20 protein-coding genes and 1 pseudogene are annotated in these 23,406 nt (G+C 64.5%); 10 read left to right on the top strand and 11 right to left on the bottom strand.

Annotated features, from left to right (window positions below; translation table 11 throughout):
• Window positions 1–116: 116 nt before the first annotated feature.
• The 3 genes from VGG51_02265 to VGG51_02255 are packed head-to-tail and all read left to right on the top strand — an operon-like array spanning window position 117 to window position 4,440.
• On the top strand, window positions 117–1,112 hold the full coding sequence (locus VGG51_02265; GenBank protein HEY1881849.1) for a hypothetical protein: 996 nt from the start codon (window positions 117–119) through the stop codon (window positions 1,110–1,112).
• The gene (locus tag VGG51_02260; protein ID HEY1881848.1) at window positions 1,109–2,773 is read left to right on the top strand and encodes a peptide ABC transporter substrate-binding protein; all 1,665 of its coding nucleotides are present in this window, start codon (window positions 1,109–1,111) and stop codon (window positions 2,771–2,773) included. Before VGG51_02265 ends, VGG51_02260 begins: the two co-directional genes overlap by 4 nt.
• Window positions 2,774–2,799: 26 nt before the next feature.
• Complete coding sequence (locus tag VGG51_02255; protein ID HEY1881847.1) at window positions 2,800–4,440, top strand: peptide ABC transporter substrate-binding protein; 1,641 nt, start codon at window positions 2,800–2,802, stop codon at window positions 4,438–4,440.
• On the opposite strand, the gene VGG51_02250 is transcribed toward VGG51_02255, so the two are convergent.
• A complete protein-coding gene (locus tag VGG51_02250; protein HEY1881846.1) occupies window positions 4,421–5,797 on the bottom strand; it encodes a glycosyltransferase 87 family protein in 1,377 nt (458 codons plus the stop codon). The genes VGG51_02255 and VGG51_02250 overlap by 20 nt on opposite strands.
• Window positions 5,791–6,618: a site-2 protease family protein gene (locus VGG51_02245; protein HEY1881845.1), complete on the bottom strand. Its 828-nt coding sequence runs from the start codon at window positions 6,616–6,618 to the stop codon at window positions 5,791–5,793. Before VGG51_02245 ends, VGG51_02250 begins: the two co-directional genes overlap by 7 nt.
• A 23-nt stretch (window positions 6,619–6,641) precedes the next feature.
• Between VGG51_02245 and VGG51_02240 the strand changes: the two genes are divergently transcribed.
• The 3 genes from VGG51_02240 (at window position 6,642) to VGG51_02230 (ending at window position 10,000) form a co-directional block, all read left to right on the top strand.
• Window positions 6,642–7,940, top strand: a complete 1,299-nt coding sequence (locus tag VGG51_02240) for an NAD(P)/FAD-dependent oxidoreductase (GenBank protein ID HEY1881844.1) — start codon at window positions 6,642–6,644, stop codon at window positions 7,938–7,940.
• A 12-nt stretch (window positions 7,941–7,952) separates the two neighbouring features.
• The gene (locus tag VGG51_02235; GenBank protein HEY1881843.1) at window positions 7,953–9,344 is read left to right on the top strand and encodes a hypothetical protein; all 1,392 of its coding nucleotides are present in this window, start codon (window positions 7,953–7,955) and stop codon (window positions 9,342–9,344) included.
• Window positions 9,345–9,559: 215 nt separating this feature from the next.
• Window positions 9,560–10,000 (top strand): hypothetical protein, encoded by a 441-nt coding sequence (locus VGG51_02230; GenBank protein HEY1881842.1) that lies wholly within the window; start codon window positions 9,560–9,562, stop codon window positions 9,998–10,000.
• Between the two features lie 47 nt (window positions 10,001–10,047).
• Here VGG51_02230 and VGG51_02225 read toward each other — a convergent pair whose 3' ends face one another.
• From VGG51_02225 to VGG51_02210, 4 genes are read right to left on the bottom strand one after another with little or no spacing between them, the layout of a single operon-like run.
• Complete coding sequence (locus VGG51_02225; GenBank protein ID HEY1881841.1) at window positions 10,048–10,521, bottom strand: nuclear transport factor 2 family protein; 474 nt, start codon at window positions 10,519–10,521, stop codon at window positions 10,048–10,050.
• 43 nt (window positions 10,522–10,564) lie between these two features.
• Window positions 10,565–11,389 (bottom strand): M55 family metallopeptidase, encoded by an 825-nt coding sequence (locus VGG51_02220; GenBank protein HEY1881840.1) that lies wholly within the window; start codon window positions 11,387–11,389, stop codon window positions 10,565–10,567.
• Window positions 11,386–12,219 carry a M55 family metallopeptidase gene (locus VGG51_02215; protein HEY1881839.1) on the bottom strand — a complete coding sequence of 278 codons (834 nt, stop codon included), beginning with the start codon at window positions 12,217–12,219 and terminating at the stop codon, window positions 11,386–11,388. The genes VGG51_02220 and VGG51_02215 overlap by 4 nt, the downstream gene beginning before the upstream one ends.
• Window positions 12,216–12,602 carry a tetratricopeptide repeat protein gene (locus VGG51_02210; protein ID HEY1881838.1) on the bottom strand — a complete coding sequence of 129 codons (387 nt, stop codon included), beginning with the start codon at window positions 12,600–12,602 and terminating at the stop codon, window positions 12,216–12,218. The genes VGG51_02215 and VGG51_02210 overlap by 4 nt, the downstream gene beginning before the upstream one ends.
• A gap of 72 nt (window positions 12,603–12,674) precedes the next feature.
• Between VGG51_02210 and VGG51_02205 the strand changes: the two genes are divergently transcribed.
• Window positions 12,675–13,226: a SprT-like domain-containing protein gene (locus VGG51_02205; protein HEY1881837.1), complete on the top strand. Its 552-nt coding sequence runs from the start codon at window positions 12,675–12,677 to the stop codon at window positions 13,224–13,226.
• Window positions 13,227–13,246: 20 nt separating this feature from the next.
• The gene (gene fumC, locus VGG51_02200; GenBank protein HEY1881836.1) at window positions 13,247–14,671 is read left to right on the top strand and encodes a class II fumarate hydratase; all 1,425 of its coding nucleotides are present in this window, start codon (window positions 13,247–13,249) and stop codon (window positions 14,669–14,671) included.
• Between the two features lie 4 nt (window positions 14,672–14,675).
• Here the strand turns inward: fumC and VGG51_02195 are convergent, their stop codons facing one another.
• The 4 genes and pseudogenes from VGG51_02195 to der form a co-directional block, all read right to left on the bottom strand.
• Window positions 14,676–15,446 carry a sulfite exporter TauE/SafE family protein gene (locus VGG51_02195; protein HEY1881835.1) on the bottom strand — a complete coding sequence of 257 codons (771 nt, stop codon included), beginning with the start codon at window positions 15,444–15,446 and terminating at the stop codon, window positions 14,676–14,678.
• A 12-nt stretch (window positions 15,447–15,458) separates the two neighbouring features.
• The gene (gene efp, locus VGG51_02190) at window positions 15,459–16,019 is read right to left on the bottom strand and encodes an elongation factor P (protein HEY1881834.1); all 561 of its coding nucleotides are present in this window, start codon (window positions 16,017–16,019) and stop codon (window positions 15,459–15,461) included.
• A 3-nt stretch (window positions 16,020–16,022) separates the two neighbouring features.
• On the bottom strand, window positions 16,023–16,706 hold the full coding sequence (gene plsY / locus VGG51_02185) for a glycerol-3-phosphate 1-O-acyltransferase PlsY (protein HEY1881833.1): 684 nt from the start codon (window positions 16,704–16,706) through the stop codon (window positions 16,023–16,025).
• Window positions 16,703–18,040: pseudogene (gene der, locus VGG51_02180) on the bottom strand (ribosome biogenesis GTPase Der). Before der ends, plsY begins: the two are co-directional and overlap by 4 nt.
• Before the next feature lie 59 nt (window positions 18,041–18,099).
• Between der and miaB the strand changes: the two are divergent.
• The gene (gene miaB, locus VGG51_02175; protein HEY1881832.1) at window positions 18,100–19,500 is read left to right on the top strand and encodes a tRNA (N6-isopentenyl adenosine(37)-C2)-methylthiotransferase MiaB; all 1,401 of its coding nucleotides are present in this window, start codon (window positions 18,100–18,102) and stop codon (window positions 19,498–19,500) included.
• Between the two features lie 52 nt (window positions 19,501–19,552).
• Window positions 19,553–22,003 carry a DNA mismatch repair protein MutS gene (mutS, locus tag VGG51_02170; GenBank protein ID HEY1881831.1) on the top strand — a complete coding sequence of 817 codons (2,451 nt, stop codon included), beginning with the start codon at window positions 19,553–19,555 and terminating at the stop codon, window positions 22,001–22,003.
• A 17-nt stretch (window positions 22,004–22,020) separates the two neighbouring features.
• On the opposite strand, the gene VGG51_02165 is transcribed toward mutS, so the two are convergent.
• Window positions 22,021–23,352 carry an Nramp family divalent metal transporter gene (locus tag VGG51_02165; GenBank protein ID HEY1881830.1) on the bottom strand — a complete coding sequence of 444 codons (1,332 nt, stop codon included), beginning with the start codon at window positions 23,350–23,352 and terminating at the stop codon, window positions 22,021–22,023.
• Window positions 23,353–23,406 lie beyond the last annotated feature (54 nt).

The raw sequence follows: 23,406 nt of genomic DNA, 5'->3' as shown, positions 1-23,406 counted from the left end.
CGGCGATCCTCGCAGTCTCAGAGGATCGCCTTTCCGGTTTTCAGGCCGACCCGTTCGGCGAGATCGCATCCCGCAGCGGCCTTCCGGTCGAGACCGTCATCGAGCGAATAGCCGCGATGCTCGAGGCGGGTACGATCCGCCGCGTCCGGCAGACGATGCTCGCGACGAGCCTCGCGCGCGGTGCGCTCTGCGCGTGGGAGGTGGTGCCGGCGAAGCTCGATGCGGCCTTCGACTACATGTTCAGGGAGGATCCCTTCTCCGGCCACGTCGTGATCCGTACGACCGACGCCGTGTCGGTGGGCAGCAGCTACCGGTTGTGGACGACGCTCAAAGTTCCGCAGGGCTACTCGCTGGCCAAGCATGCGGAGTGGCTGCGCGGCCAAGTCGGCGCCGAACGCGTGAAGCTCATGCCGGCGAAGATGCTCTTTGCGCTCGGCGTGGGGCACGTTCGCCGGCGCGGACTCGAACCGGGTGCACGCGCCGACGAGCCGGCAAAACCTCTCGACACCGCGCTCGTCGAGCTCTCAGATCTGCAGTGGCGCGTCCTGATCGCGCTCAAGCGAGAGTTTCGCGTCGACGAGATCGTGCGCGACCTGTGGAGCGCTCGGGCCGGCGAAGCCGGTGTCGACCTCCAAACATTCCTGGAGATCGCACGGGAACTGCAGGCGCGAGGCGTCGTCGGACGCTTTTCGACCTTCCTCGAGCACGTCAAGGCGACGGCCGGAAACGAACGTGCGACGCGCTACAACGCGCTCTTCCACTGGGCCGTTCCGCGCGGGTTGGAGGTCCGGGCAGGCTGCGAGGTCGGGCGTCACTACGTGATCACCCACGGCTATTGGCGCGAAGGCGGCCCGGAGTTTCACGACGTCAACGTGATGGCGGTCGCGCACGGCATGGAGAAGCCGGTCGTCCTGGCGCACAAGGCGGCCATCGACGAACACCTGCGCGAGGCGGGTATCCCGTTTTCCTACACCAACGTCTTCTGGGGCGGCCGCAGCGAGATCAAACCATCGGAGATTGCGCCCAGCGCCTATCGCGATTTTTGCAAGCGACACGGGATCGACCCCGAAACGATGCAAACCGGGCCGGACGAAGAAAGGGCGTCAGCATGAACTTGAGGGCCGTTTGCATGCTCGCGGCGATAGCCGTCACGGGACTCGCCGGATGCACCAAGGTTGCCAACGAGGGCGGCGGCGCGGGCGGCAACGGCTGGACGCAGCCGGGCGTGCTGCGCTGGACCGAGTTCAGCGATCCCAAGAATCTCAATCCCGCGCTCAACTCGGGTTCGCCGACACTGGACCTTTCGATGTTCATCTACTCGTGGACGATCCGCTACGACCAGAACGCGCATCCGTTCCCCGACGCGCTGCGCGAGATTCCGACGATCGCCAACGGCGACGTCAGCAAAGACGGCCTGACGCTCAAGTACAAGCTGCGCCCGAACATCAAGTGGCAAGACGGCGTCGCGCTGACCTGCAACGACCTGAAATTTAGCTGGCAAGTCGTGATGAACACCCACAACAACGTCATCACCACCGACGGCTTCAAAGATATCGGCAGCATCGACTGCAGCGATCCCAGCGTCGCCATTATCCATATGAAGCGGCTCTACGCGCCTTTCTTGCAGCAGCTGTGGAGCGTGAACGGCAACATGCCGATTCTCCCCGAACACATTCTGGCGAAATACAACGACGACAAGGGCTCGTTCAATACGGCGCCCTACAACGCGCTGCCGATCGGCAGCGGGCCGTTCAAAGTCGTCGCCTGGCATCGCGGGCAAGACGTCGAGATGGTGGCGAACCCCGATTTCTATCTCGGTGCGCCCAAGCTCAAGCGGGTCGTCTACAAGATCCTGCCCGACGAGAACACCGCGGTGACGCAGCTGCAGACGCACGAGCTCGATCTGCTCGCGCTGGGCACCGGGCTAAAGTGGCCCGAGTATTCGGCCCTCGCGGCCGATCCGCGCAACGGTCTGGTTGCCGAGCGCGTCGACGCGTTTTCTTGGTCGCACGTCGACTTCAACCTCAAGCACCCGATCGTTTCCGATTTGCAAATACGCCGGGCGATCGCGTACGCCACCGATCGCGCGGAGATCATCAACAAGGTGCAGCACGGCTCGGGAATTCCGGCGGATACCGATCAACAGCCGCACTACTCGTGGGCGGTTACGACCGACGTTACCCACTATCCGTTCGATCCGGCGAAGGCAAAGGCGTTGCTCGATGCCCAGGGGTGGAAGGTAGGGCCGGACGGGATCCGCGTCAAGAACGGCCAGCGGCTCGAGTTTACTTTAAGCACGCAGACCGAATCTTCCAGCGGCAAAGCAACGCAGACGGTGCTCCAGCGGCAGTGGCGCGACGTCGGCATCCAAGCCGACGTTAAAAACTATCCGAGCAGCCAGTTCTTCGACAACTCGACCAACGGTATTCTCCAAGGCGGGCACTACGACGTGGCGCTTTTCGGCTGGCTCGGCGCCGCCGATCCCGACGACAGCGCGATCTATTCCGGTGATAACCTCGCGCCCAAGGGTCAGAACGCGATGCTTTGGAATAATCCTGCGGCGACGGCAGCGATGAACGACGCGCTCAAGACGGTCGATCAAGCGCGGCGCAAGCGAGACTACATCATCGTACAGCAGCAGCTGACGCGCGACGTTCCCACGATCATCCTCTACTTCAATCGCATTCCGTACGTCTACAACAAAGACCTCAAGGGCTTCCAACCTTCTCCCGTCATCTCGGCGTTTTGGGACCCCTGGAACTACTCGATCTAGGACTTGCTAAGAGGAGCTCAGCGAACATGAATCTGCGGTTTCTTTACGTCGCGGCGTTAGCCGGCGCAGTGGCGGGCCTATGCGCCTGCACGAAGACGGGGGGCGCCGCCGCCGGCGGGCGGGCAAACTCCTGGACGCAGCCGCACGTGTTGCGGTATGCCGATGCCGGAGACGTCAACACGCTGAACCCGCATCTGGGGCAGTTCACCGCCATCGGTTACTTGTCGTCGATGACGCAAGCGTACCTCGTCAAATGGGACGAGCATAACCGGCCGTATCCCGAACTCGCGACGGAGATCCCGACGCAGGCCAACGGCGGCGTGAGCAAAGACGGGCTGACGATCACCTATCACATCCGTAAGGGCGTGAAGTGGTCGGACGGGGCGCCGTTCGACGCCGATGACGTCGTCTTCTCGACCAAGGTCGTGCTCAATCCGGCCAACAACGAAGTCGGGCGCCTCGGCTGGGATCAGATCACGAAGACCGACGAGCCCGACAAATACACCGTCGTCTACCATATGAAGAAACCGTACTCGCCGTTCGTAGAAACCTTCTTTTCGACGGCGGGCGCGAACCCGGACATCCTGCCCAAGCACCTGCTCGCGCAATATCCCAACATCAACCACGTAGCCTACAACTCGCTCCCGATTGGAATTGGGCCCTTCAAGTACGAACGCTGGGACCGCGCCCAGCAGATCGTACTGGTTCCCAATCCGCTTTACTGGCGCGGGCAGCCCAAGCTCAAAGAGATCATCTACAAGATCGTTCCCGATCGTAACACCGTGCTGGCGCAGCTCGAGGCCAAGGAGATCGACATGTGGGATCTCGTGCCGGGAGCCTATCTCTCGCGCGTGCAGGCGATCCCCGGCGTCTCAGTCCTCCGTCAGCCGAGTTATTTCTTCAATCACCTCGATTTCAACACGACGCGCGCGACGGTGGGCGATCCGATCGTTCGTCAGGCGCTGCGCATGGCGATCGACCGGCGGACGCTGATCGATAAGGTCGGACGCGGCGTGGGCATCCTCCAGGACGTGACCACGCCGAAGACGGCGCCGTACTACGTCTCTTCAATCCCGCCGGTTCCATTCGATATCGCCAAGGCCAATGGGCTGCTCGATAAGGACGGGTGGGTGCGCGGCTCCGATGGAATCCGCCAGAAGAATGGAGCGAAGCTCATGCTCGAGTTTGCAACGACGGCGGGTGCGCCCGACGCCGACGAACAGATCGAGCTGATTCGATCGACTTGGAAGCAGATCGGCGTCGATATCACTGTGCGGCACTATCCGCCGGCGCTGATGTTCGCTCCGCTCCAGTCAGGCGGCATCGTCTACTCCAACAAGTGGGACGTGATCATCTTCGCGTGGCTCAACGACGCGATCGGCGACATGTCGCCGCTGTACTCGTGCCACTCGATCCCGCCCAACGGGCAGAACAACCTGCACTGGTGCAACCAGCGCGCGCAGGGAGCGATGGACGGGCTATTTCGGCACTTCGACCAGACGCAGCGTAACGCCGACGTGCTGACCGTCGAACAAGAACTGGTGAAGGACGTGCCCACGGTCGTGACGTCGCTGCGCGAGGATATCTTCGCCTACAACAGCGACCTGAAGAACTTCCATCCAAATGCGATTACGCCGTTCGATAACGTCATGGACCTCGATATATAGCGTAAGCTAAAAGCCCGCAGCCGAGCAGCGGGAGCGTTCGCAAAAAGGCCCAGAGGGGCGCGACCGCCAGCAGCCCGTTTACGCGCTGCTCGGCGAGCCAGACGGCCGCGGCACTGGCCCCGCGGGAGGCGTGAAAAAGGCCGAGCGTGTCGGGCCAGACGGGCGCGGGATGGTGGACGGCGAGCGACGCGGCTACTGCGAAAAGCACGGCGATCGGCAGAATCGCGCGCGTAGCCCGAGGCTCGCCGGCCGGAGCCAGTGCGGCAAAGGCCGCGGCCGCTGCCAACCCGAGCAGGGCGCTCTGTCCGACCCCTGACGGACGCTGCGCGAGGCCGAGCCAGTCGATGCAGACCAGCAGCGTTCCGATAAAACCCACGACGCGCGCCGCGCCGCGCGCTGCGCGCGCGCAGGCCAGAGCGGCGACGTAGGCGACGAGCAGGTCGTGCTCGTGCACGAAGGCCGCGGCAAACGGTACGAGCGCGGAGCAGCCGGCAAATCGCGCGAAGGGCTCGCGCACGCGCAGCACGAGCGCGACACCCGCCGCCACGGCCACGATTGCGACGCCGACACCGAGCGCCCACGCTGCGCTGCGCGGCATGCCGAAGCCGTACGCAACGGCCGCCGGGGTGATCTGAATTGCAACGAAGCGTTCTGCCGTGCCGTGCGCGAGCGCCGCGCTCGCATAGTGCAGCGGCCACGCTAGGCCGAACGCGAGCGCACCCAGTCCATAAGTGACGAGCGCGCCGCCGGCGATCGCGAGAAGCGCGCGGACTCGGCCCAACTGCGAAGCGAGGCCGAGCGCGAGATTGGGCTGCGCGAACGCAACGACCGCTGCCGCCGCCGCGGCGAGGAGCGAGCGGTCGACGACGATGACGAAGAGCGTCGCCGCGACGAACGCCGGCAGCGCGATCTGCCCGAGCGCGATGTCGCTGGTGATCGGCCCGAAGGCGATCGCGAGCGCCGCCGCGGCGAGAAACGGCGCCGGCGTGATGCGTTCGCGAATTCCGTAAAGCGCGCCGAGGATCAGCGCCAGCAAGGCGATCGTCAGAAGCGTTAACCAGAGCGCGGCGGCGGCGGCGTACGGCAGGCGCGCCAACGGACGCCACAAGAGCAGCGTTGCCGGCGGACCGATGAAGGGAAGCAGTTCGTCTCGCCGGCGATCGACGCCCGCAACGCTGCTTTCGGCCTTCCAGATGCGGCGCGAATAGGGATCGGCTCCGGCGTTCGCGGTGACGCCCGCGGACCAATACGCCTCGAAATCGCGCGCGAGCGGACCGCCCGTCGCGGCTGGGCGCGCCGCGGCCAGTGCGATTGCTATCGCCGCGTACGCAAGTGCGAGAAAGCGGAGCGCTACCAAATCGGACCGGCGGAGCCGGGGGTTGCGATCGCGTGAGCTTGCGCCATGACGACCAGCAGCCCCAGGAGTGTTGCGAGATACCAGACGCTGACGCGTCCGCGCGCAGCGAAGGTCATGCGTGCGGCCCGCGGGTCGACGTGACCGCGCCACGCGGCGATCATCGCGGGGAGTCCGAGCGCGCCGATGATTACGATGAAGAGCAGCGGAATGTGCCAAAGGATCGCCAGCGCGATGAAGACCGCGAAACCGACGATCCAGAGCGGCGGCCAGAGCGCGCCGATGACTCGTCCGCCGTCGAACGGCGGCGTTGGAATCATGTTGAAGAGGTTCAAAAACGCGGAGAGATCGGCGCACGCGTACCAAAAGCGATCGTGCGTCGCGGCGCCGATTGCGTAGCAAACCGCCGCGAGCCCGAGCCCGGTGAGCGGGCCGGCCAATGCAATGTACGCGTCGTGCTCGAGATCCTCGGGCGGAGTGCCGGCCGTAAAGGCGCCGAGCAGCGGGACGAAGGCCGGCAGACGTGCCGGCAGTCCGTATGCGCGAAAGGCGAAGTAATGGCCGAGTTCGTGCGCGAGCAGCAGCAGCATGATCACGATCGCGAACTTCCAGCCGAAGACGACGATGTAGATCCACAGCGAGAGCAGAAATGTCCAGCTGATCGCAAAGAACTTCGCGCCCAACAACAGCAGAAATTTAAATTTCAGGACGAAGGCGAGCAGCGCGGCGGCCAGAGCGCCGATGCCGCCTTGGGCGCGCTTGCGAACTGGTTTGGGCCCTTCTTCGGGCGCTCCCGAGGGTGAGGGCGGGGGCAGGTATTCCACGCTGCATTCTTCAACCGCGCCTCGTGGCGACCATCGTCATCGTCGGCGGAGGATTCGCGGGGGTCGCCGTCGCGCGGCGCCTCGAGCGTCGCTTGAGGGCTGGGGAGGCTGAAATTCTGCTGATCAGCCGGGAGAACTACTCGCTCTTTACGCCGATGCTGCCGGAGGTTACCTCGGGTGAACTCGAGGTGCGCCATGTCGTGACGCCGATTCGCACCCAGCTGCGCCGCACGCAGTTCATTCTGGCGGACGTGGATGGGTTCGACATCGAGCGGCGGACCGTGACGTATCACCACGTGCTCACCGGCGAGGCACACGTCGCGCACTACGATCAGCTCGTGCTCGCGCTCGGCTCTTCGACGTCGACGTTCGGGCTGCCGGGCATTGCCGAGTACACCTGGGCGCTCAAAACGCTCGACGACGCCGACGCCCTGCGCAATCATCTCGTGATGCTGCTCGAGCTGGCCGACACGATCGACGACCGCGCGCTGCGCGTGCGGCTGCTGACGATGGTGGTCGTCGGCGGCGGATTCACGGGGGTCGAGGCGGCGGGCGAAATCAACGAACTCTTTCGCAGCGTCCTGCGCTTCTATAAGCGCCTGAGCTTCGATGAGGTAAAGATGATCCTGGTCGAGGCCGGCCCGGTGCTGCTGCCCGGGCTGCCCGCGAAGATGGGCCGCTACTCGCGCCGCATCTTGCAGCGGCGAGGCGTCGAAGTCGTTCTCGGCGACGGCGTAGCGAGAGCGGACGAACACGGACTGACGCTGCAGAGCGGGCGGCAGATTGAGAGCGAGACAATCGTGTGGAGTGCCGGCGTAAAGCCTTCACCGTCGATCGCAAAGACCTCGCTGCCGGCGACCAAACGGGGCGCAGTCGAGACCGGCAGAGACATGCGCGTGGTTTCGAGCGATAGAATCTGGGCGCTCGGCGACTGCGCTGCAATTCCCGACGGCCACGGCGGCCTCTTTCCGATGACGGCGCAGCACGCGATCCGGGAAGGCCCCTGGCTTGCCGACAATATCGTGGCCGCGCTGCGGGGAAAAGCGGCGAAACCGTTCAATTATCGGTCGCTCGGCATGATGGCGGCTCTCGGCGGACGCAAGGCGGTCGCGCAGCTTCCCGGCGACTTCGTCATAACGGGTTTTCTGGCGTGGTTCTTTTGGCGGACGTACTACCTGCTGCGCCTTCCCGGCCTCGATCGAAAGCTGCGCGTCGCCTTCGACTGGACGCTCGAACTGCTCTTTCCGCGCGATACCGCGGAACTGCGCTTCGGCGAGCGCGAAGGCCGCGAGCGGCGCGAAGAGATACCCCGGCTGCCGTAGAACGCCTGAATTATGCTGCACGAGCCGATCGAGCGCCTGATTCGGGATCCAAAAGAGTTTACGCGAGACGTCGCGTTCCCGGCCGCAGGCGAGATCCGTATCTACGACGAGACGTTGCGCGACGGCGAGCAGATGCCCGGCGTCTGTTACACGCCGCCGCAGAAGCTGGAAATCGCCAAAGAACTCGCCGGCATCGGCGTGCATATCATGAGCGTGGGTTTTCCGGCGGCATCCGCGGGCGACCGGCGGACGCTGCAGCTCGTGATGGAGGCGAAGCGGCGCGGCGAGCTGGGCGACGCGGAGATCGTCGTCATGTGCCGCAGCAATCGTAACGATATCGACGTCACGGTCGCCACGCTGCGCGATGTCGGCGTCGAGCCGCGAGAAGTAACGTTCTTCATCTTTACCAGCGGCAGCGATCTTCACCTGAAGTATAAGATCGGCAAGACGCTGCTTCGCTACGAAGGACGCGACGAAACGAACTGGCAAGATCTTCCGCTCTCGTTTTTTCGCGAGGCGAACATTCATCTGCAATGCGATGCGATCCGGCACGCGCGTGAGTGCGGGGTCGAACGCATCGAGTTCGGCGCTGAAGACGGCAGCCGCGGCGACGTCGACTACTTCATCGAGTATTTCAAAGCGGGCCTGGCCGCGGGCGGAACGCGCCCGGCGTGGCCGGACACCGTCGGCACGCTGACACCCGAGGCAACGCGCTGGTATTGCTCGCGAATCGTGGCGGGTCTGCCGGCCGGCCTGCCGATCGTCGCTCACCTCCACAACGATTACGGCTTGGGTACGATCAACGCGATCACCGCGGTCTCGAGCGGCTTCAAGGTCGTCTCGGTCACCGCCAACGGCTACGGCGAACGCGCCGGCAACGTCAAACTGCACGAGTTCGTCGTCGCGCTGCGCGTGCTCTACGGCATCGAGCTGCCCGGCTTCAGATACAATAAGCTGCGCGAGCTGGCGCGCTTCATGGAGCGCATGAGCGGCATTCCGCTGCAGCAGCACGAGCCGATCGTCGGCACGAAAGTCTTCGCGCACGAGTCTGGCATCCACACGCAGGCGATGCTAATCGACCACCGCATGTACGAGGCCGTTCCCAAGGAGCTTGTCGGTGGACGCATCGACTGGGTTTTCGGCAAGCACACCGGCGCCGCGCTCGTCGAGGATACCCTTCGCCGCCACGCCGATCGCCTCGCGCAGGCCGGCGTCGAGGCGAGCTCAGAGCTGGCGCATCGCGTGACCGACGAGGTCAAACGCCTGCGCGAAGAGCGCGCCGCCTCGAGCAAGAGCGAGGAGACGATCGAGCTCTACGAGGTTGCGATGCGCCGCCTGTCGCTGAGCGAGGATGACGTCGTCGATATCGCGATCGCGCTAGGCACCCCCGCGAAGGCTTCGTAAGCTGCCGCTGCCATTCTGTGGGCGGCGCGCGCGTAAGTGACGAGATTCCGCGGGGTCTGCGAGACCGACCTGCGAGACTTAACGGAAAAGGGCCACGGTTCCAAGAATCAGACTTCATGAAAAGCGCGACGATTGTAACAATCGCGATACTGTGTGCGCTGTGCGCTCCCTGCCGCGCGTCGTCACTGCCGCCCATCGATTCGACGCTGCTTCCAATGAGCTCCGTGTTGGATCTGACAGCGGTCCGTTCGTATTTCCCAGCGGTCACGCGCTTAGCACAGACCGGCGCCGGCACGACCGCTCAAAGTAATTCGACATCAACGCGCAGCGTTTTCTACGAGAACGGCAGCGGATCGAAGCGAGTGACGATCAGCGTCGATCGTTACGGGAGCGCGGCCGACGCGGCCTCGGCCTACGCTGTGGCGCTAAAGAAGAGCGAGGAGGTTCCAGGCTTCAAGTCAATCAAGGTGCCGAACCTCGGGCGGCGGACGTTTGGGGGAATCGTCACGATGAAGGGGGAGACCCACATCGGGCTCGGTGCGTTATCGGGAAACCTCGTCGTTGGGGCGACGCTGGCAGGCTTCGATACATCTTCGGCAACCGTTTCAAAACTCGTATCGATGAGCCGGGCCGAGGTCGCGCTGCTCAACCCTTGATTAGCTCGAAGCGGTTGCCGAGCTGAATGGTTCGCGGGTGCCTTGCGTCAGTGTTGTGCCCAGGACCAGGCGGACATGAGCCAGCCCTTCGCCGTTTTCGCGAGCACGACGGTAAAGACCGAACCCGTTTCCTTGACCGGTTTGCCCTTCATGTTGTAGCGCAACGACGCGGGCACGACGACGTAGGCGCGATCGCCGGTGACGTCGACGTGCCACGGTGCTCCAAGAAGGACCGTTTCGTTGCTAATGTCGCTGCTCTTGTTCGCCGCCGCCAGCGCGGCGGCCCAGTCGTTGCAGGCATTCTCTCCCGACCAGCTGTGCGGCGGAAAGTCGTCGATGACGGAGGCCGGCGAGGTGCAGAGCGCGGCGAAGCCTTTGAGATCGCCACGATTGAACGCCATGATGGCCTTGGTGACGGTCGCCATCGCGTCGGTCGAAGCGGAGGCAACGCACGGCCGCGGCGCCACCAAAAACGCAACGGCGGCAAACGAAACCGCGGCGGTCAGCTTGTAGAACTTCATGCGTGCTCCTTCGGGAAGCGACGCCTGACGCCTGGCCGAGGCCTTACGCTTGCGCCCCGAGGCGCCAGGTCGCAACAAATGCTTTGAAGACGACCGGAAACAAATCGTCGGTGAAACGCACGCTGCGCGCACCGGTCCGCTCGAAGCCGGGGATCGTAGCAACGAGATGCGCTTGTGCCGCCGTGACGAACGTAACGTCGAGAGCGATCGGCGGCTCGAAGCGAAAGGCCCGCGCGCCGGCGCTTTCACGCACGACCGATTCGGCCGCAGCGGCGATCGCGCGCACGGCCGCGGCGGGCGTCATCGAGTCGGCGGCAAAGTTTCCGATCGATTCCTTAATCACGACGCCGCGCACCCACGGCATTTGCGCGCGAACGCCTTCGACCGTCGTGCGATCCCCGGTCACCAGCAGGACCGGCACGCCGTAGTAGCCGAGAAGCCCGGCATTGATCGTGGCTTCGCTGCAGCGCATGCCGTTGAGTCGGGCCTCGTAGATCACCGAAGGCGTATAGGTATGGCAAAGAACCGCATCGGCGTCGCCGGCGGCTCCGTGGTAACCGATGAAAAACGCGCCGTCGAAGCCGGCGCCGGCATCCTGCACCATCGAAAAGGGCTTGCGATTGCCGAAGATCACCCGCACGTCGTCGGGCAGCTCGTCGAGCAGCAGGTTGCGCATCGGGCCGTGCGAGTCGTTGACGAGCAGCTCGCCCGCACCCCCGGCGCGCGCGCCTTCGATCGCGGCGCGAACCTCGGCCGTATAGAGCCGGCGATAAATCTCGTATTCGGGATGGGGCGTGCGCGCGTCGACCTGCTGCCAAGCGCAGACGCCCGCGACGCCTTCCATGTCGCTCGAAATATACAGCTTCACGCGGGTGCGTCGGCGGCCGCTGCGATGCGCGTCGCGGCGAGAAAGGCGCGCTGAATCGTCGGATAGTCGTTGCTGGTGAAGCGGACCGCACGCCCGCCGATGCGATCGAAGCCCGGGAGCAGCTCGATGAAGTCGGCGTGCTCGACCTCGGCGGTCTCGATCGTAAGCTCGAAGGGCGATGCGAACGTGAACGGTTTTGCATTTTCGATGCGGCCGATCGCCTCGCGCGCGCCGGCGCGAATCGCGGCCTGGGCCGCCGGCGGCGTCAGCGTGTTGACCGCTGAGTACCCAATGGCGTCCTTGACGGGGACGCCGACGGCCCAGGGCATCACCGCAAGGGTCTCCTCGACGATCGTGCGATCGCCGGTGATCAGCACGACCGGGACGCCGTAGCTGCCGGCCAGCGCCGCGTTCATCAGCGCCTCGCTGCAGTGCGTTCCGTTCACGCTAACGGAGTAGACACTCGTCGACGTCGTGTGCGCCAGCGTAGCGGCGTCACCGGCCTTCGCGTGGTAGCCGGTGAAGAAGACCGCTGCGGCGCCGTGCCCGATGCCTTCCATCATACTCCACGGCTTGGGCGCGCCCGAGATTATCCGCAGATCGTCGTCGCCGGGAAGCTCTTCGATCAGCAGGTTGCGCATCGACCAGTGCGAGTCGTTGACCCGGATTTTGCGCGCGCCGGCTTCCCGGGCGCCCTCGATTGCGGCGCGCACCTCGCGCGTCATGTAGCGGCGAAAGATCGGGTACTCATGGGTATCGCTGGGATCGCACTGCTGCCACGAGCTGACGCCCGCGGTGCCTTCCATGTCGCAGGAGATATAGATCGTCATTGGCGCAGTGCGTCACGTGCCTGTTCGAGGCCCGTCTGAGCGGCGACGTTGTGCGGGTTAGCGCGCAGCGCGCGCTCGTAAAAGGGAATCGCCTGCTCGAAGTGGTTCGAGGCCAGGTACATGTCGGCGAGCTGGGTGAGCGCAACGTCGTCGTTGGGATGCGCGGCGATGCGGGCGCGCAGGGTGCGCAGCTGCGCGACGACCGGTGCCGGCGGCCCGCCTTCGACGGCGTTCTGCGAGCCCTGCGGCTGCATCTGTCCCGCGCTCTGCGATTTGACGGCCTTGCCGAAGACCGACCCGGAGACACCGAATCCATCGGCGACGAGGTATGCCATGAGGCAGAGAAAGATTGCAGCGATTCCGACGACGATCGGCACGTACATCCGAGGGGGAAGTCCACGGGGCGCACTGGGCTGCACGAAGAGTCGGTTGGACGCATCGCGAAAAACTCTTGCGTGCTCCCCTCCGAAGCCGACCTGCAGCTCACCTTTGCGCGCTTGAACTATCGGTACTTCAATGGCGAAGTCCCGGACTGCCGGATCCGCTACAACGAACGCTTCTCAAACTCCGCCGGGCGCATCAGCTACACGGCGCCCCCGCTGTTCATCGAGCTTTCGCCCAAACACTTCCGCAACAAGCCCGAAGCGCTGGAGGAGACGCTGCTGCACGAGATGGTGCACGCCTGGTGCTTCGCAAAGTTCAAGGAGACGGGGCACGGCGCGCGTTTCAAGCGCAAACTGCGCGAATGCGGCCTGTCCTCGATCTACCACGACCTGGGCAACGTCCGTCCGCTGCGAGAATCCGGCAAGCGCTACGTCCTGCGCTGCGAGGTTTGCGGCTTTGAGGCGCTGCGCCGGAGCCACCCGAGCAAGCCGTCGAGCTGCGGGAGGTGCAACAAACGTCGCTTCGATCCGCGCTACCCGCTGACGATCTACGAAATCGTCGAGATGAAAGAGGCGGGAACGACGCTCGAACTGCGCAAAGCCGCACGGAAAGGCCGCGGCTGACGCCGAAAGTTTCCGTTGCCATGACGACAAAAATCGCAAACGGAGAGGCCAGCCGCATCGAAAGCGACTCCATGGGAACGATCGCCGTTCCCGCCGACAAGTATTACGGCGCGCAATCCGCGCGCTCGCTCGTGCATTTCGACATTGGGGAGGCCTCGTGGCCGCGCGACGTCATGCCGCGAGAAGTCGTTCGCGCGATGGCGCTGCTGAAAAAATCGGCAGCACTCGTGAACCACGCTCTCGGCAAGCTCGACGACGAGCGAACGAGGTTGATCGCGGCAGCATCCGACGAGGTGATCGCGGGAAAACTCGACGCGCACTTTCCGCTGCGCGTCTGGCAGACCGGCTCCGGAACGCAGACCAACATGAACGTCAACGAGGTGATCTCGAATCGCGCGATCGAGCTCGCGGGCGGCGAGATGGGATCGAAGAAGCCCGTGCACCCGAACGATCACGTCAACATGTCGCAGTCGTCGAACGACACGTTCCCCACCGCGATGCACGTGGCCGGGGCGCAGGGAATGTCGCAGATGCTGCCCGCGGTGCAGGCCCTGCGCGACGCGCTGCACGCCAAGGCTCGCGAGTGGTCGCAGATCGTCAAGGTCGGGCGCACGCACCTGCAGGACGCTACGCCGGTAACGCTGGGCCAAGAATTCTCCGGCTACGTCACGCAGCTCGACCGGGCGATCCGCGCCTGCAAAGAGGCGCTCGATCCGCTCTACGATCTCGGGATCGGCGGTACGGCCGTCGGCACCGGCCTTAACGCGCATCCCGAGTTCGGCGAGCGCGTGGCGGCGAAGATCGCCGAGCTGACCGGACTCCCGTTCCGCTCGCACCCAAATAAGTTCACGGCGCTGGCCTCGCACGACGACTTCGTTTTCGCCTCCGGCGCGCTGAAGATGTTGGCCGCCGCGCTGATGAAGATCGCCAACGACATTCGCTGGCTCTCCTCCGGGCCGCGCGCCGGAATTGGCGAACTGATCCTGCCGGAGAACGAACCCGGCAGCTCGATCATGCCGGGCAAAGTGAACCCCACGCAGTCCGAAGCGATGACGATGGTCTGCGTGCAAGTGTACGGCAACGATCTCGCGGTGAGCTTCGGCGCCTCGCAGGGGAACTTCGAACTCAACGTCTTCAACCCGGTGATGATCTACAACTTCCTGCACTCGACGACGCTGCTGCGCGACGCCTGTACGATGTTCCGCGAACACGCCGTCGAAGGACTGCAAGCCAACGAAGAGCAGATCAAGAAGTATCTCGACGAATCGCTGATGGTCGTCACCGCGCTTTCGCCGCAAATTGGCTACGATCGCGCCGCCGAGATCGCGAAGAAGGCGCACCACGAAAAGACGACGCTGAAGAAGGCGGCGCTTTCGCTCGGGCACGTTACCGAAGAAGAGTACGACCGGATCGTCGTTCCCAAGGAGATGACCTCACCGCGCTAGCTCGTTAGAGCTGCCGCCAGATCAGCGTTAGTGCCGCCGTAACCAGCGCGACGGCGACGACGATCAGCAGCTGCGGCGATTTCAGGCGCAGCGAGAGACGCGCTCCTACCGGCCCGCCCAGCAGTCCGCCCGCAACCAGCGGAATGACGTCGCGCCCGACGATGTCGTGCTGAGCGATATGGACCACCAGGCCGACGGGTGACGTGAGCAGGATCGCAAAGTGCGAGGTCGCGCTAATCGCGTGCGCGGGTAACTCGGAGAAATAGAGAAACGTCGGCACCAAAACGATGCCGCCGCCGAGCCCGAAGAGGCTGGAAAAGATGCCGACGACGAATCCCAAGCCGAGGGCGGCGCGGTAGGACATGCCTTTGATCGCGGAGACGCGATGGTGCTCGGGACGTCCCGCAATTCTCCGCTCCGCGTTCCAGAACATATCGATCGCGACGCCGACGAGCAGGATTGCGAGAATCGTATCGAAGAGGCGCGCCGAGATATGAACCGACGCGATCGCGCCCAGGATGCTGCCCGGTAAACCGCCGGCGGCGATCAGCCATCCGATCTTGAGGTGAACCCTCCGCTGCAGCAGATACGTAAAGGCGCCGCTGGCGCTATTGGCGACGATGAGCACGAGCGAGGTGCCGGCGGCGTCGGCCGGCGCGAACCCCAAAAAGAGACGGAGGATCGGAACGAGGACGAACCCTCCGCCCAGGCCAACCATCGAGCCGAACGTGCTGGCTAAGAACGCCGCACCGAAGAGCTCGAGGGAAAAGCGCAGGTCGTCGGGCCGCTAGCTCGAGCGGCCGATGTAGCGACGGTCGCGCGTGTCGATGCGAATGACGTCTCCGGCCTCGACGAAGAGTGGGACGTTGACCGTCGCGCCGGTTTCCAGCTTGGCGGGCTTGGTAGCGTTCTGCGCGGTATCGCCCTTGAAGCCCGGGTCGGTTTCGACGATCTTCAACTCGACGTGCGCCGGAAGGTCGACGCCGATTGGGGATGATTCGTGAAACTGCATGTCCACGACCATGCCGTCCTTCAAAAAGTCGGCCGGGTCGCCGATCAGGTCGCGCTGCAGCGTGACGTTCTCGAAATTCTCTTGATCCATGAAGTGATAGCCGTCGGCATCGTTGTAGAGCATCTGCATCTGCCGGTTGTCGACGACGGCGCGTTCGAGCTTTTCGCCCGCGCGAAAGGTACGTTCCAGCGTCGTGCCGGTTTTAACGTTCTTCAAGCGGGTCCGAACGAAAGCGGAGCCCTTGCCGGGCTTGACGTGGAGGAACTCGATGACGGTCCACAGCTGGCCGTCCACGCTGATCGTGACGCCGTTGCGAAGATCGTTTGACGAAATCATTGCCTAGGGCTTGGAAAACCGAATCGCGCCTTCCTTTCCCGCACGCAAGCGTTCGATGTTTTCCCGATGCTTCCAAAGGATGAGAAGCGCGGCGAAGACGCCGTAGGCCGTCTCCGGAAGGGAGCGGCTGAAGAACCACAGCGCAAAGGGCGCCAGGATGCTGCCCAGCATCGAACCGACCGATGAGTAACGCGTGATCGCCGCACCGGCGAGCCAGCCGCCGACCGCGACGAGCCCGGCCGGCCACGAGAGCGCGAAGATCGCACCAAAGGAGGTCGCCACCCCCTTACCTCCCCGAAAGCGCAGCCAGGGAGAGTAGCAGTGCCCTAAGACCGCTCCGGCCGCGACGAGTGAGGCAAGAATCTCCTGCCCGGGGGGCAGCGGGTCGAAATCCAAGTGCCCGCGGAAGAGCCAGAGCGCAAACAGCGTCGGAGCGAATCCTTTGAGTGCGTCGAGGAGCAGCACGGCAACGGCGCCGCCCGTCCCGAGGGTGCGCAACGCGTTCATCGCGCCGATGTTGCCGGAGCCCTGCGCGCGGATGTCGGTCCGGAAATACGCCTTCCCGATCAAGTAGCCGAACGGAATCGAGCCGATCAAAAAAGCACCGATAAACGTCGCGATCGCAACCGCGATCAGGATCGCCAGCAGCCCGTAGGCGGCCGAATCCGAGAGGCCGATATCGCTCATGCGGGGATCTCGGCGCGCTCGCGCCGAGCCCGGAACTCCAGCGTCAGCGGAACGCCTTCGAAATCGAAGTTCGAGCGCAAAGTGTTTTCGAGAAAACGCTTGTAGTGCGTCTGCACCAAGTCGGGATCGTTGCAGTGAAAGAGGAAGAGCGGCGGATGCGTCCCCGGCTGCGACGCGTAGTAGATGCGCAGCGCCTTTCCCGAGGAGATCGCGGGAGGATGGGCGAGCACCGCGTCGCGGATCAACGCGTTGAGCTGCGGCGTCGGCACGCGGCGGTCGAGATTCGCGGCGACCTTGTCGACGACCGGCATCAGGGAGCCCAGGCGGCGCTGGGTCTTCGCCGAGAGAAACGTTACGGGTGCGAAGGCTGCAAACGGCAGCGCTTCGTGGACGGCGCCGGTCAAATCGCTGCGGCTGTAGTCGCCGCTCTGCTCGCGCACGAGATCCCACTTGTTACCGACGACGATCAGACCTTTGCGCTCCTCGATCGCGATGCCGGCCAAGCGCCGCTCCTGCGCCTGGATGCCGACCATCGCATCGAAGACCAGCAGCGCGATGTCGCAGCGCGCGATCGCGTTGAGCGAACGCAGCGCCGCATAGTATTCGATCGCACCGTGTGCCTTCGGTTTGCGGTGCACGCCGGCGGTATCGACGAGCCGAAAGGGCCGTTCGTGCCAAAAGAACCGCGTATCGATCGCATCGCGCGTCGTTCCCGGAGTCTGCGAGACCAGCGTGCGCTCCTCGCCGAGCAGCGCATTGACGAGCGAACTCTTCCCGACGTTCGGCCGCCCGATTACCGCAAGCGCGAGTTCGCCGTCGTACGACGGCGAGGCTGGCTGTTCGGGTAAGAGCTCGACGATCCGGTCGAGCAAGTCGCCCGTGCCCTCTCCGTGAATCGCCGAGACAGCGACCGGTTCGCCGAAGCCCAGCCGCGAGAACTCTGCATAAACCGAAGCCGAAGCGTTGTCGGACTCGGCTTTATTGGCAACGAGGACGAGCGGACGGCGCTTGCGGCGCAGGATCGCCGCGACGTCCTCGTCGAGCGGATGGAGCCCGGTCTGCGCGTCGACGACCATCAGCACGACGTCGGCCTCCTCGGCCGCCGCCTCGGCTTGACGGCGAGTCGCATCGGCGAGTTCGGCCCCGTGCGCGACGTCGGCACCTGGATCGATGCCGGCCGTATCGACCAAGCTGAAGACGCGTGCCCGCCAATCGCACAGCGCGTAGAGCCGGTCGCGCGTCACGCCGGGAGTGTCCTCGACGATCGCCAAGCGGCGGCCGATGAGCCGGTTGAAGAGCGCGCTCTTTCCGACGTTCGGACGGCCGACGATTGCAACGGTAGCTGGGGCAAGCACGGCAGTTTCCTTTCTGACCGAGGGCGAACGAGACCCACGTGCCCAGGATCTATATCGAGACCTTCGGCTGCCAGATGAATGAGGCCGACTCTCGCCACATCGCCGAACGCGCCGTCGCCGCCGGCTACAGCGTCGCGACCGCGCCGGAGCAGGCCAACGTCGTCGTTCTCAACACCTGCACGGTTCGCGATAACGCCGAACGCCGTGCGTACGGGCGCATGAATCATCTCAACGCGCTCAAGCGTGTCGACCCGAACCTGCGGCTGGTGGTCACCGGATGTTTGGCCGAGCAGGACCGCGACCGAATGAAGCGGCTTGCCCCGCACGTCGACGCGATCTTCGGTACCCGGGAGCTGAGCGAGCTCGGCGATCAGCTGGCTGCCTGGCAACCGAGTTTCGACGACGTCGATTTCAGCGACGATCGCGTCTTACTCGCGCCGCTCGGCGGCACGGCCGACGGCGTCACGGGCGCGTACACGCATCTGCGCGCGCAGGTGACGGTGCAGCGCGGCTGCTCGTACTACTGCACGTTCTGCATCGTTCCGCACGTGCGTGGCCGCTTCGACCATCGGCCGGCCTCCGATATCATCGATGAGACGCGCGGCCGCGTCGCGCAGGGCGCGCGCGAGATCGTGCTCGTCGGGCAAACGGTCAACGCGTGGAAGGATCCGGCGACGGGCGAGGACTTCGGCGACCTCTGCCGCCGGCTCGTCGAAGTGACCGGCATCGAGCGGCTGAGCTTCATCTCGCCGCACCCCAAAGACTTCACCGAGAAAATACTCGACGACCTGGCCGCGATACCGCAGCTCAATCCGCGGATTCATCTGCCGCTGCAATCGGGCAGCAACGCGATGCTGCGGCGAATGAACCGCAAGTATACGCTGGAGCGTTTCGACGAGATCGTCGCGGGCATCCGCCGGCGCGTGCCGGAGTGCGCGATAACGACCGACCTTATCGTCGGTTTTCCCGGCGAGAGCGAGGACGATTTCGCCGCGACCCTCGCGTACGTGAAAGGCGGCGTCTTTGCCAACGCGTTCACCTTCATCTACTCGATTCGGCGCGGAACGCCGGCAGCACACTGGCCGCAGGTGCCAAAAGAGATCGCGCTCGAACGTTTTGGGCGGCTGCTGGAAGCACAAAACGACGTCACCCGTGCTTATCACGAACGCCGCACCGGCACGACGGTGCGCGCGCTGATCGTCGGCGATTCGAAGAAAGACGCCAATAAGGTGACCGCCAAAGCGCTCGATAACGTCACGATCGTCGCGCCCAAACCAGCGGATTACCCGTACGAAGGGACGCCGTGGCTCGACGTTGTCGTCGAAAGCGCGCACGTGTGGGGCTGCGCTGGCTCAATCGCCGGACGCGCGGCGCGCTGGAGCGATCCCGCGCTGCCCGTGAGGCGCCCAGTGCTCGACCTGGTGGCGACGCCGAGGTGATTTCAAACGCCTTGAGTACGAAGGGCCGCCTGCGCTGATCAAGTATTCACCGATGCTCGAGCAGTACTTCGGGATGAAAGCGAGGCATCCGGAAGCGATCCTGCTCTCCCGCGTCGGGGACTTCTACGAAGCCTACGGTGAAGACGCGGAGACGATCGCCCGAGCGCTGCAGATCGCGCTCACGAGCAAAGAGGCCGGTGCAGGCCAGCGCGTCGCGATGGCGGGCGTGCCGCATCACGCCCTGAGCGGCTATCTAGCAAAGCTCGTGCAGCAGCGCTTCATCGTCGCGCTCGCGGAGCAGCTCGAGGTGCCGCAGCCGAACCGGCTGGTGCGCCGCGACGTCGTTCGTCTCGTGACGCCCGGGACGCTGATCGAAGAGCAGCTGCTCGACGGCAAGCAGAACAACTATCTTGCCGCGGTTGCGATTGCGGGGGAAACGTTTGCGATCGCCTATGCGGATGTTTCGACGAGCTACTCGGCGGCGACCGCGATCGCGGGCGAGAACGCGTACGACGAACTGCTCGCCGAGCTGGCGCGGATCGCGCCGGCCGAGATTCTGGCGGATGTTCCCGGCGAGATGCGCGTTGCGATCGCGGCTGCGGTGGAGAGCGCCGGCGCGCGGCTGGCTACGCCCGGAATCGGCCTCGTCGAGGTGCGCGAGCGTTCGAGTTTCCCGGGTTTTTCGCTCGAAGAGTCGCATGCGATCCATCGCGCGCTCGACGCGCTCCGAGGCTTCGTCAAGCGCACGGGCGTCAGCAACGGGCAACGCAGCCTCGGCGAGCCGGAGCTCTATCGGAGTCAGGAGTTTCTCGTCCTCGATCCCGCCACGCGAAAGCACCTCGAGCTGACGCGCGCGCAGGGCGCCAACCCGCGCGCGACGCTGCTGGCAACGCTCGACCTCTGCGCGACCTCGATGGGATCGCGCATGCTGACCCGCTGGATTCTCGCGCCGCTGATCGAAGCCGCCACGATCGCGCAGCGTCAAGCGGCGGTCGCGGCGCTCGTCGAGCAGCACTCGCGGCGCGAATCGATGCGGGAGATCCTGCGCGGGGTCTTCGATCTCGAACGCATCGCGCAAAAAGTCCGCTGCCGGCGCGCGACGCCACGCGACCTGGCGTCGCTGCGGCGAACCCTCGAGATGATCGGGCCCCTGCGCGGTGCGGCGGTTGCGCCGATCGAACCACTGCTGGCGAGCGTGGAGGACTTTGCCGAGTTGCGGCGCGATCTTGAGCTCACGCTCGTCGACGAGCCGCCCGCGCAGATCGGTGACGGGGGCGTGGTGCGGCCTGAGGCCGATCCCGAGCTTGCCGAGTGCGTCGCGCTGCGTTCCGACGCCCGCTCGCGACTCTCCGCACTCGAACAGCGGGAGCGGGAACGCACCGGCATCAAGGGCCTCAAGGTCAAGTATGCGAGTACGTTCGGCTACGCGATCGAACTCGCGAAGAGTTACGCCGGCTCCGTACCCCCGGACTACGTTCGAAAGCAGACGCTGACGACCGGCGAGCGCTACATCACGCCGGAGCTCAAGGAACTGGAGCTTGCGATTTCGACCGCGCAAACGCGCCAAGAGCGGCTCGAGCGGCAGCTCTTCGACGCGCTCGTCGAGCGTGTTGCGGCGGCCGCGGACGCGCTTTCGTGCGCCGCGTCTGCGATCGCGCAGGTAGACGCGCTCGTCGCGCTGGCCCAGTGCGCCGCCGAGCGAGGGTACGTGCGGCCGGCCTTCGTCGAAGAGAGTGTCGTCGCGATCGAAGAGGGGCGTCATCCGGTGATGGAGATGCTCCTGAGCGCGAGCTTCGTTCCCAACGATCTGCAGCTGCGCGTCGACGAGCATCGCTTCATCTTGCTTACCGGGCCGAACATGGGCGGCAAGTCGACCTACTTGCGTCAAGCCGGCCTCCTGACCATCATGGCGCAGATCGGTTCGTTCGTTCCCGCCAAGCGCATGAAGCTCGGTGCCGTCGACCGGATCTTTACGCGTATCGGGGCCGGCGACGACCTCGCCTCGGGGCAGTCAACCTTTTACATGGAAATGGCCGAGGCGGCGAACATCCTGCGGCGCAGCACGTCGCGCTCGCTGCTGCTGATCGACGAGGTGGGGCGCGGCACGGGGACGCTCGACGGCCTAGCGATCGCGCAAGCGATTTGCGAATTCTTGCTGGGCTTGGAGAACCAGGCGCCGCTGGCCCTCTTTGCGACCCACTTCCACGAGTTGTGCTCGCTTGCCGATCATTGGAGCGTCGTCGCGAACTATCACATAACCGCGGTGGAAAACACCGCGCGCGGTGGAGCGCCGGTCTTCTCGCATCGCGTCCAGCCCGGAAGCTCCTCGCGCTCGTTCGGCATCGAAGTTGCGCGCATGGCCGGCTTGCCGGATGCAGTGATCGAGCGCGCCGCGGAGATCGCCGACGCACTCTCCGGCGACCCCGATATCGAGACACGCGTGCCGTTGCGCAAGCGGATGCCCAAGCGTCCCGCCCCCGAACGGCAACTGACCTTTTTGTGACGCGCGCGCTCGAAGCGCTAACTTCCTAGCGATGGAAAGATCGACTGCGCGGTCGAGATAACCGTTAGAATACCGACGACGATCGCGGTCGTCCAGGCGATGACGTTGAAGAGCGGGCCGTTCGTCCATTTGCCCATTAGCTTCTTGTTGTTGATCAGTAAGAGCATTAAGACCAGGACGATCGGCAGCAGCATGCCGTTGAGCACCTGCGAGTAGAAGATGATCGCCACCAGCGGCGCGCCGGGAACGATCACGGTGCCGGCGCCGATGATGATCAGCACGAGGTAGAAGCTGTAGAAGATCGGCGCTTCAAAAAAGCGGTGGTCGACTCCGCGCTCGAAGCCGAAGGCCTCGCAGACGTAATATGCGGTCGATAGCGGGAGGATCGAGGCCGTGAAGACGGCCGCGTTGAGCAAGCCGAGGGCGAAGAGCAATGCGGCGAATTTGCCGGCGAGCGGGGTTAGGGCTACGGCGACGTCGCCGACGTCCTTGATCGCGAGCGGATGTACTGCATGAAGATTATGGACGAAGATCGTGGCCGCGCACGAGACGATGATGAAGTAGGCGATGACGTCGGTCCAGATCCCACCCACGACGACATCGAGGCGCGAGTAGGCGTAGTCGTCCTCGCGTACGCCTTTATCGACGACGGCTGCTTGGATGTAGAACTGCATCCAGGGCGAGATCGTCGTGCCGATGATCGCGATGGTCATCAGCAGGTAGGCTTTCGAAGCGACAAAGTGCGGAAAGATGCTCTGGTGGAGGACGTCGCCCCAGTTCGGGTGCACGACGAACGCGCTGACGATGTATGCGATGTAGACGAAGCAAAAGGCGAAGAAGACGCGTTCGATCACCTTGGCCGAGCCGCGGGTCACGGTGAGAAAAACGAAGATCGCGGCGCCGGCGACCAGCGCGATTTTGAATGCCTCGGCATTGACGATGTGAAGGTAGCCGCCGAGGATCGGCGCGGAGGAGGCAACGCCGGCGAACTCGGCGGCCGTGTTGCCGATGTCGCCGAGTACGAAGAGCAGCAGGCACCAAAAAGTCACCTTGACGCCGAAGTTCTCGCGTATTAGATCGGCAAGGCCTTTGCCGGTCACGGCGCCCATGCGCGCACACATCTCCTGAACGACGACGAGTGCAATTGTCACCGGTACGAGCAGCCAGAGCAAGGAGTACCCGAACTGTGCTCCGGCGGACGAGTAGGTGAAGATGCCGCCGACGTCGTTGTCGGCATTCGCCGTGATCAGACCCGGCCCAACGACGGAGAAGAACATGATCAGCGTTCGCCACAGGGTCGGACGGCGGGCGGGCGCGACGGTGGTATCGCGAGCCGGCGAGTGAGTCATTCGACCAGCGAGCGCCTGTAGCGCAGAACCTTCGGTAGTTTTCTCATGGCACTT

Source organism: Candidatus Cybelea sp., assembly GCA_036489315.1.
GTDB lineage: Bacteria > Vulcanimicrobiota > Vulcanimicrobiia > Vulcanimicrobiales > Vulcanimicrobiaceae > Cybelea.
Note: the sequence above shows the minus strand (reverse complement) of the source record. Positions and strands in the feature narration are given on the sequence as shown.

What these genes read in the sequence shown, in the direction of transcription:
- VGG51_02265 (HEY1881849.1), top strand. Translation starts at nt 117, where the DNA reads ATGCTCGAGGCGGGTACGATCCGCCGCGTCCGGCAGACGATGCTCGCG.
- VGG51_02260 (HEY1881848.1), top strand. Translation starts at nt 1,109, where the DNA reads ATGAACTTGAGGGCCGTTTGCATGCTCGCGGCGATAGCCGTCACGGGA.
- VGG51_02255 (HEY1881847.1), top strand. Translation starts at nt 2,800, where the DNA reads ATGAATCTGCGGTTTCTTTACGTCGCGGCGTTAGCCGGCGCAGTGGCG.
- VGG51_02235 (HEY1881843.1), top strand. Translation starts at nt 7,953, where the DNA reads ATGCTGCACGAGCCGATCGAGCGCCTGATTCGGGATCCAAAAGAGTTT.
- VGG51_02230 (HEY1881842.1), top strand. Translation starts at nt 9,560, where the DNA reads ATGAGCTCCGTGTTGGATCTGACAGCGGTCCGTTCGTATTTCCCAGCG.
- VGG51_02225 (HEY1881841.1), bottom strand. Translation starts at nt 10,521, where the DNA reads ATGAAGTTCTACAAGCTGACCGCCGCGGTTTCGTTTGCCGCCGTTGCG.
- VGG51_02215 (HEY1881839.1), bottom strand. Translation starts at nt 12,219, where the DNA reads ATGACGATCTATATCTCCTGCGACATGGAAGGCACCGCGGGCGTCAGC.
- VGG51_02210 (HEY1881838.1), bottom strand. Translation starts at nt 12,602, where the DNA reads ATGTACGTGCCGATCGTCGTCGGAATCGCTGCAATCTTTCTCTGCCTC.
- fumC (HEY1881836.1), top strand. Translation starts at nt 13,247, where the DNA reads ATGACGACAAAAATCGCAAACGGAGAGGCCAGCCGCATCGAAAGCGAC.
- efp (HEY1881834.1), bottom strand. Translation starts at nt 16,019, where the DNA reads ATGATTTCGTCAAACGATCTTCGCAACGGCGTCACGATCAGCGTGGAC.
- plsY (HEY1881833.1), bottom strand. Translation starts at nt 16,706, where the DNA reads ATGAGCGATATCGGCCTCTCGGATTCGGCCGCCTACGGGCTGCTGGCG.
- mutS (HEY1881831.1), top strand. Translation starts at nt 19,553, where the DNA reads ATGCTCGAGCAGTACTTCGGGATGAAAGCGAGGCATCCGGAAGCGATC.
- VGG51_02165 (HEY1881830.1), bottom strand. Translation starts at nt 23,352, where the DNA reads ATGACTCACTCGCCGGCTCGCGATACCACCGTCGCGCCCGCCCGCCGT.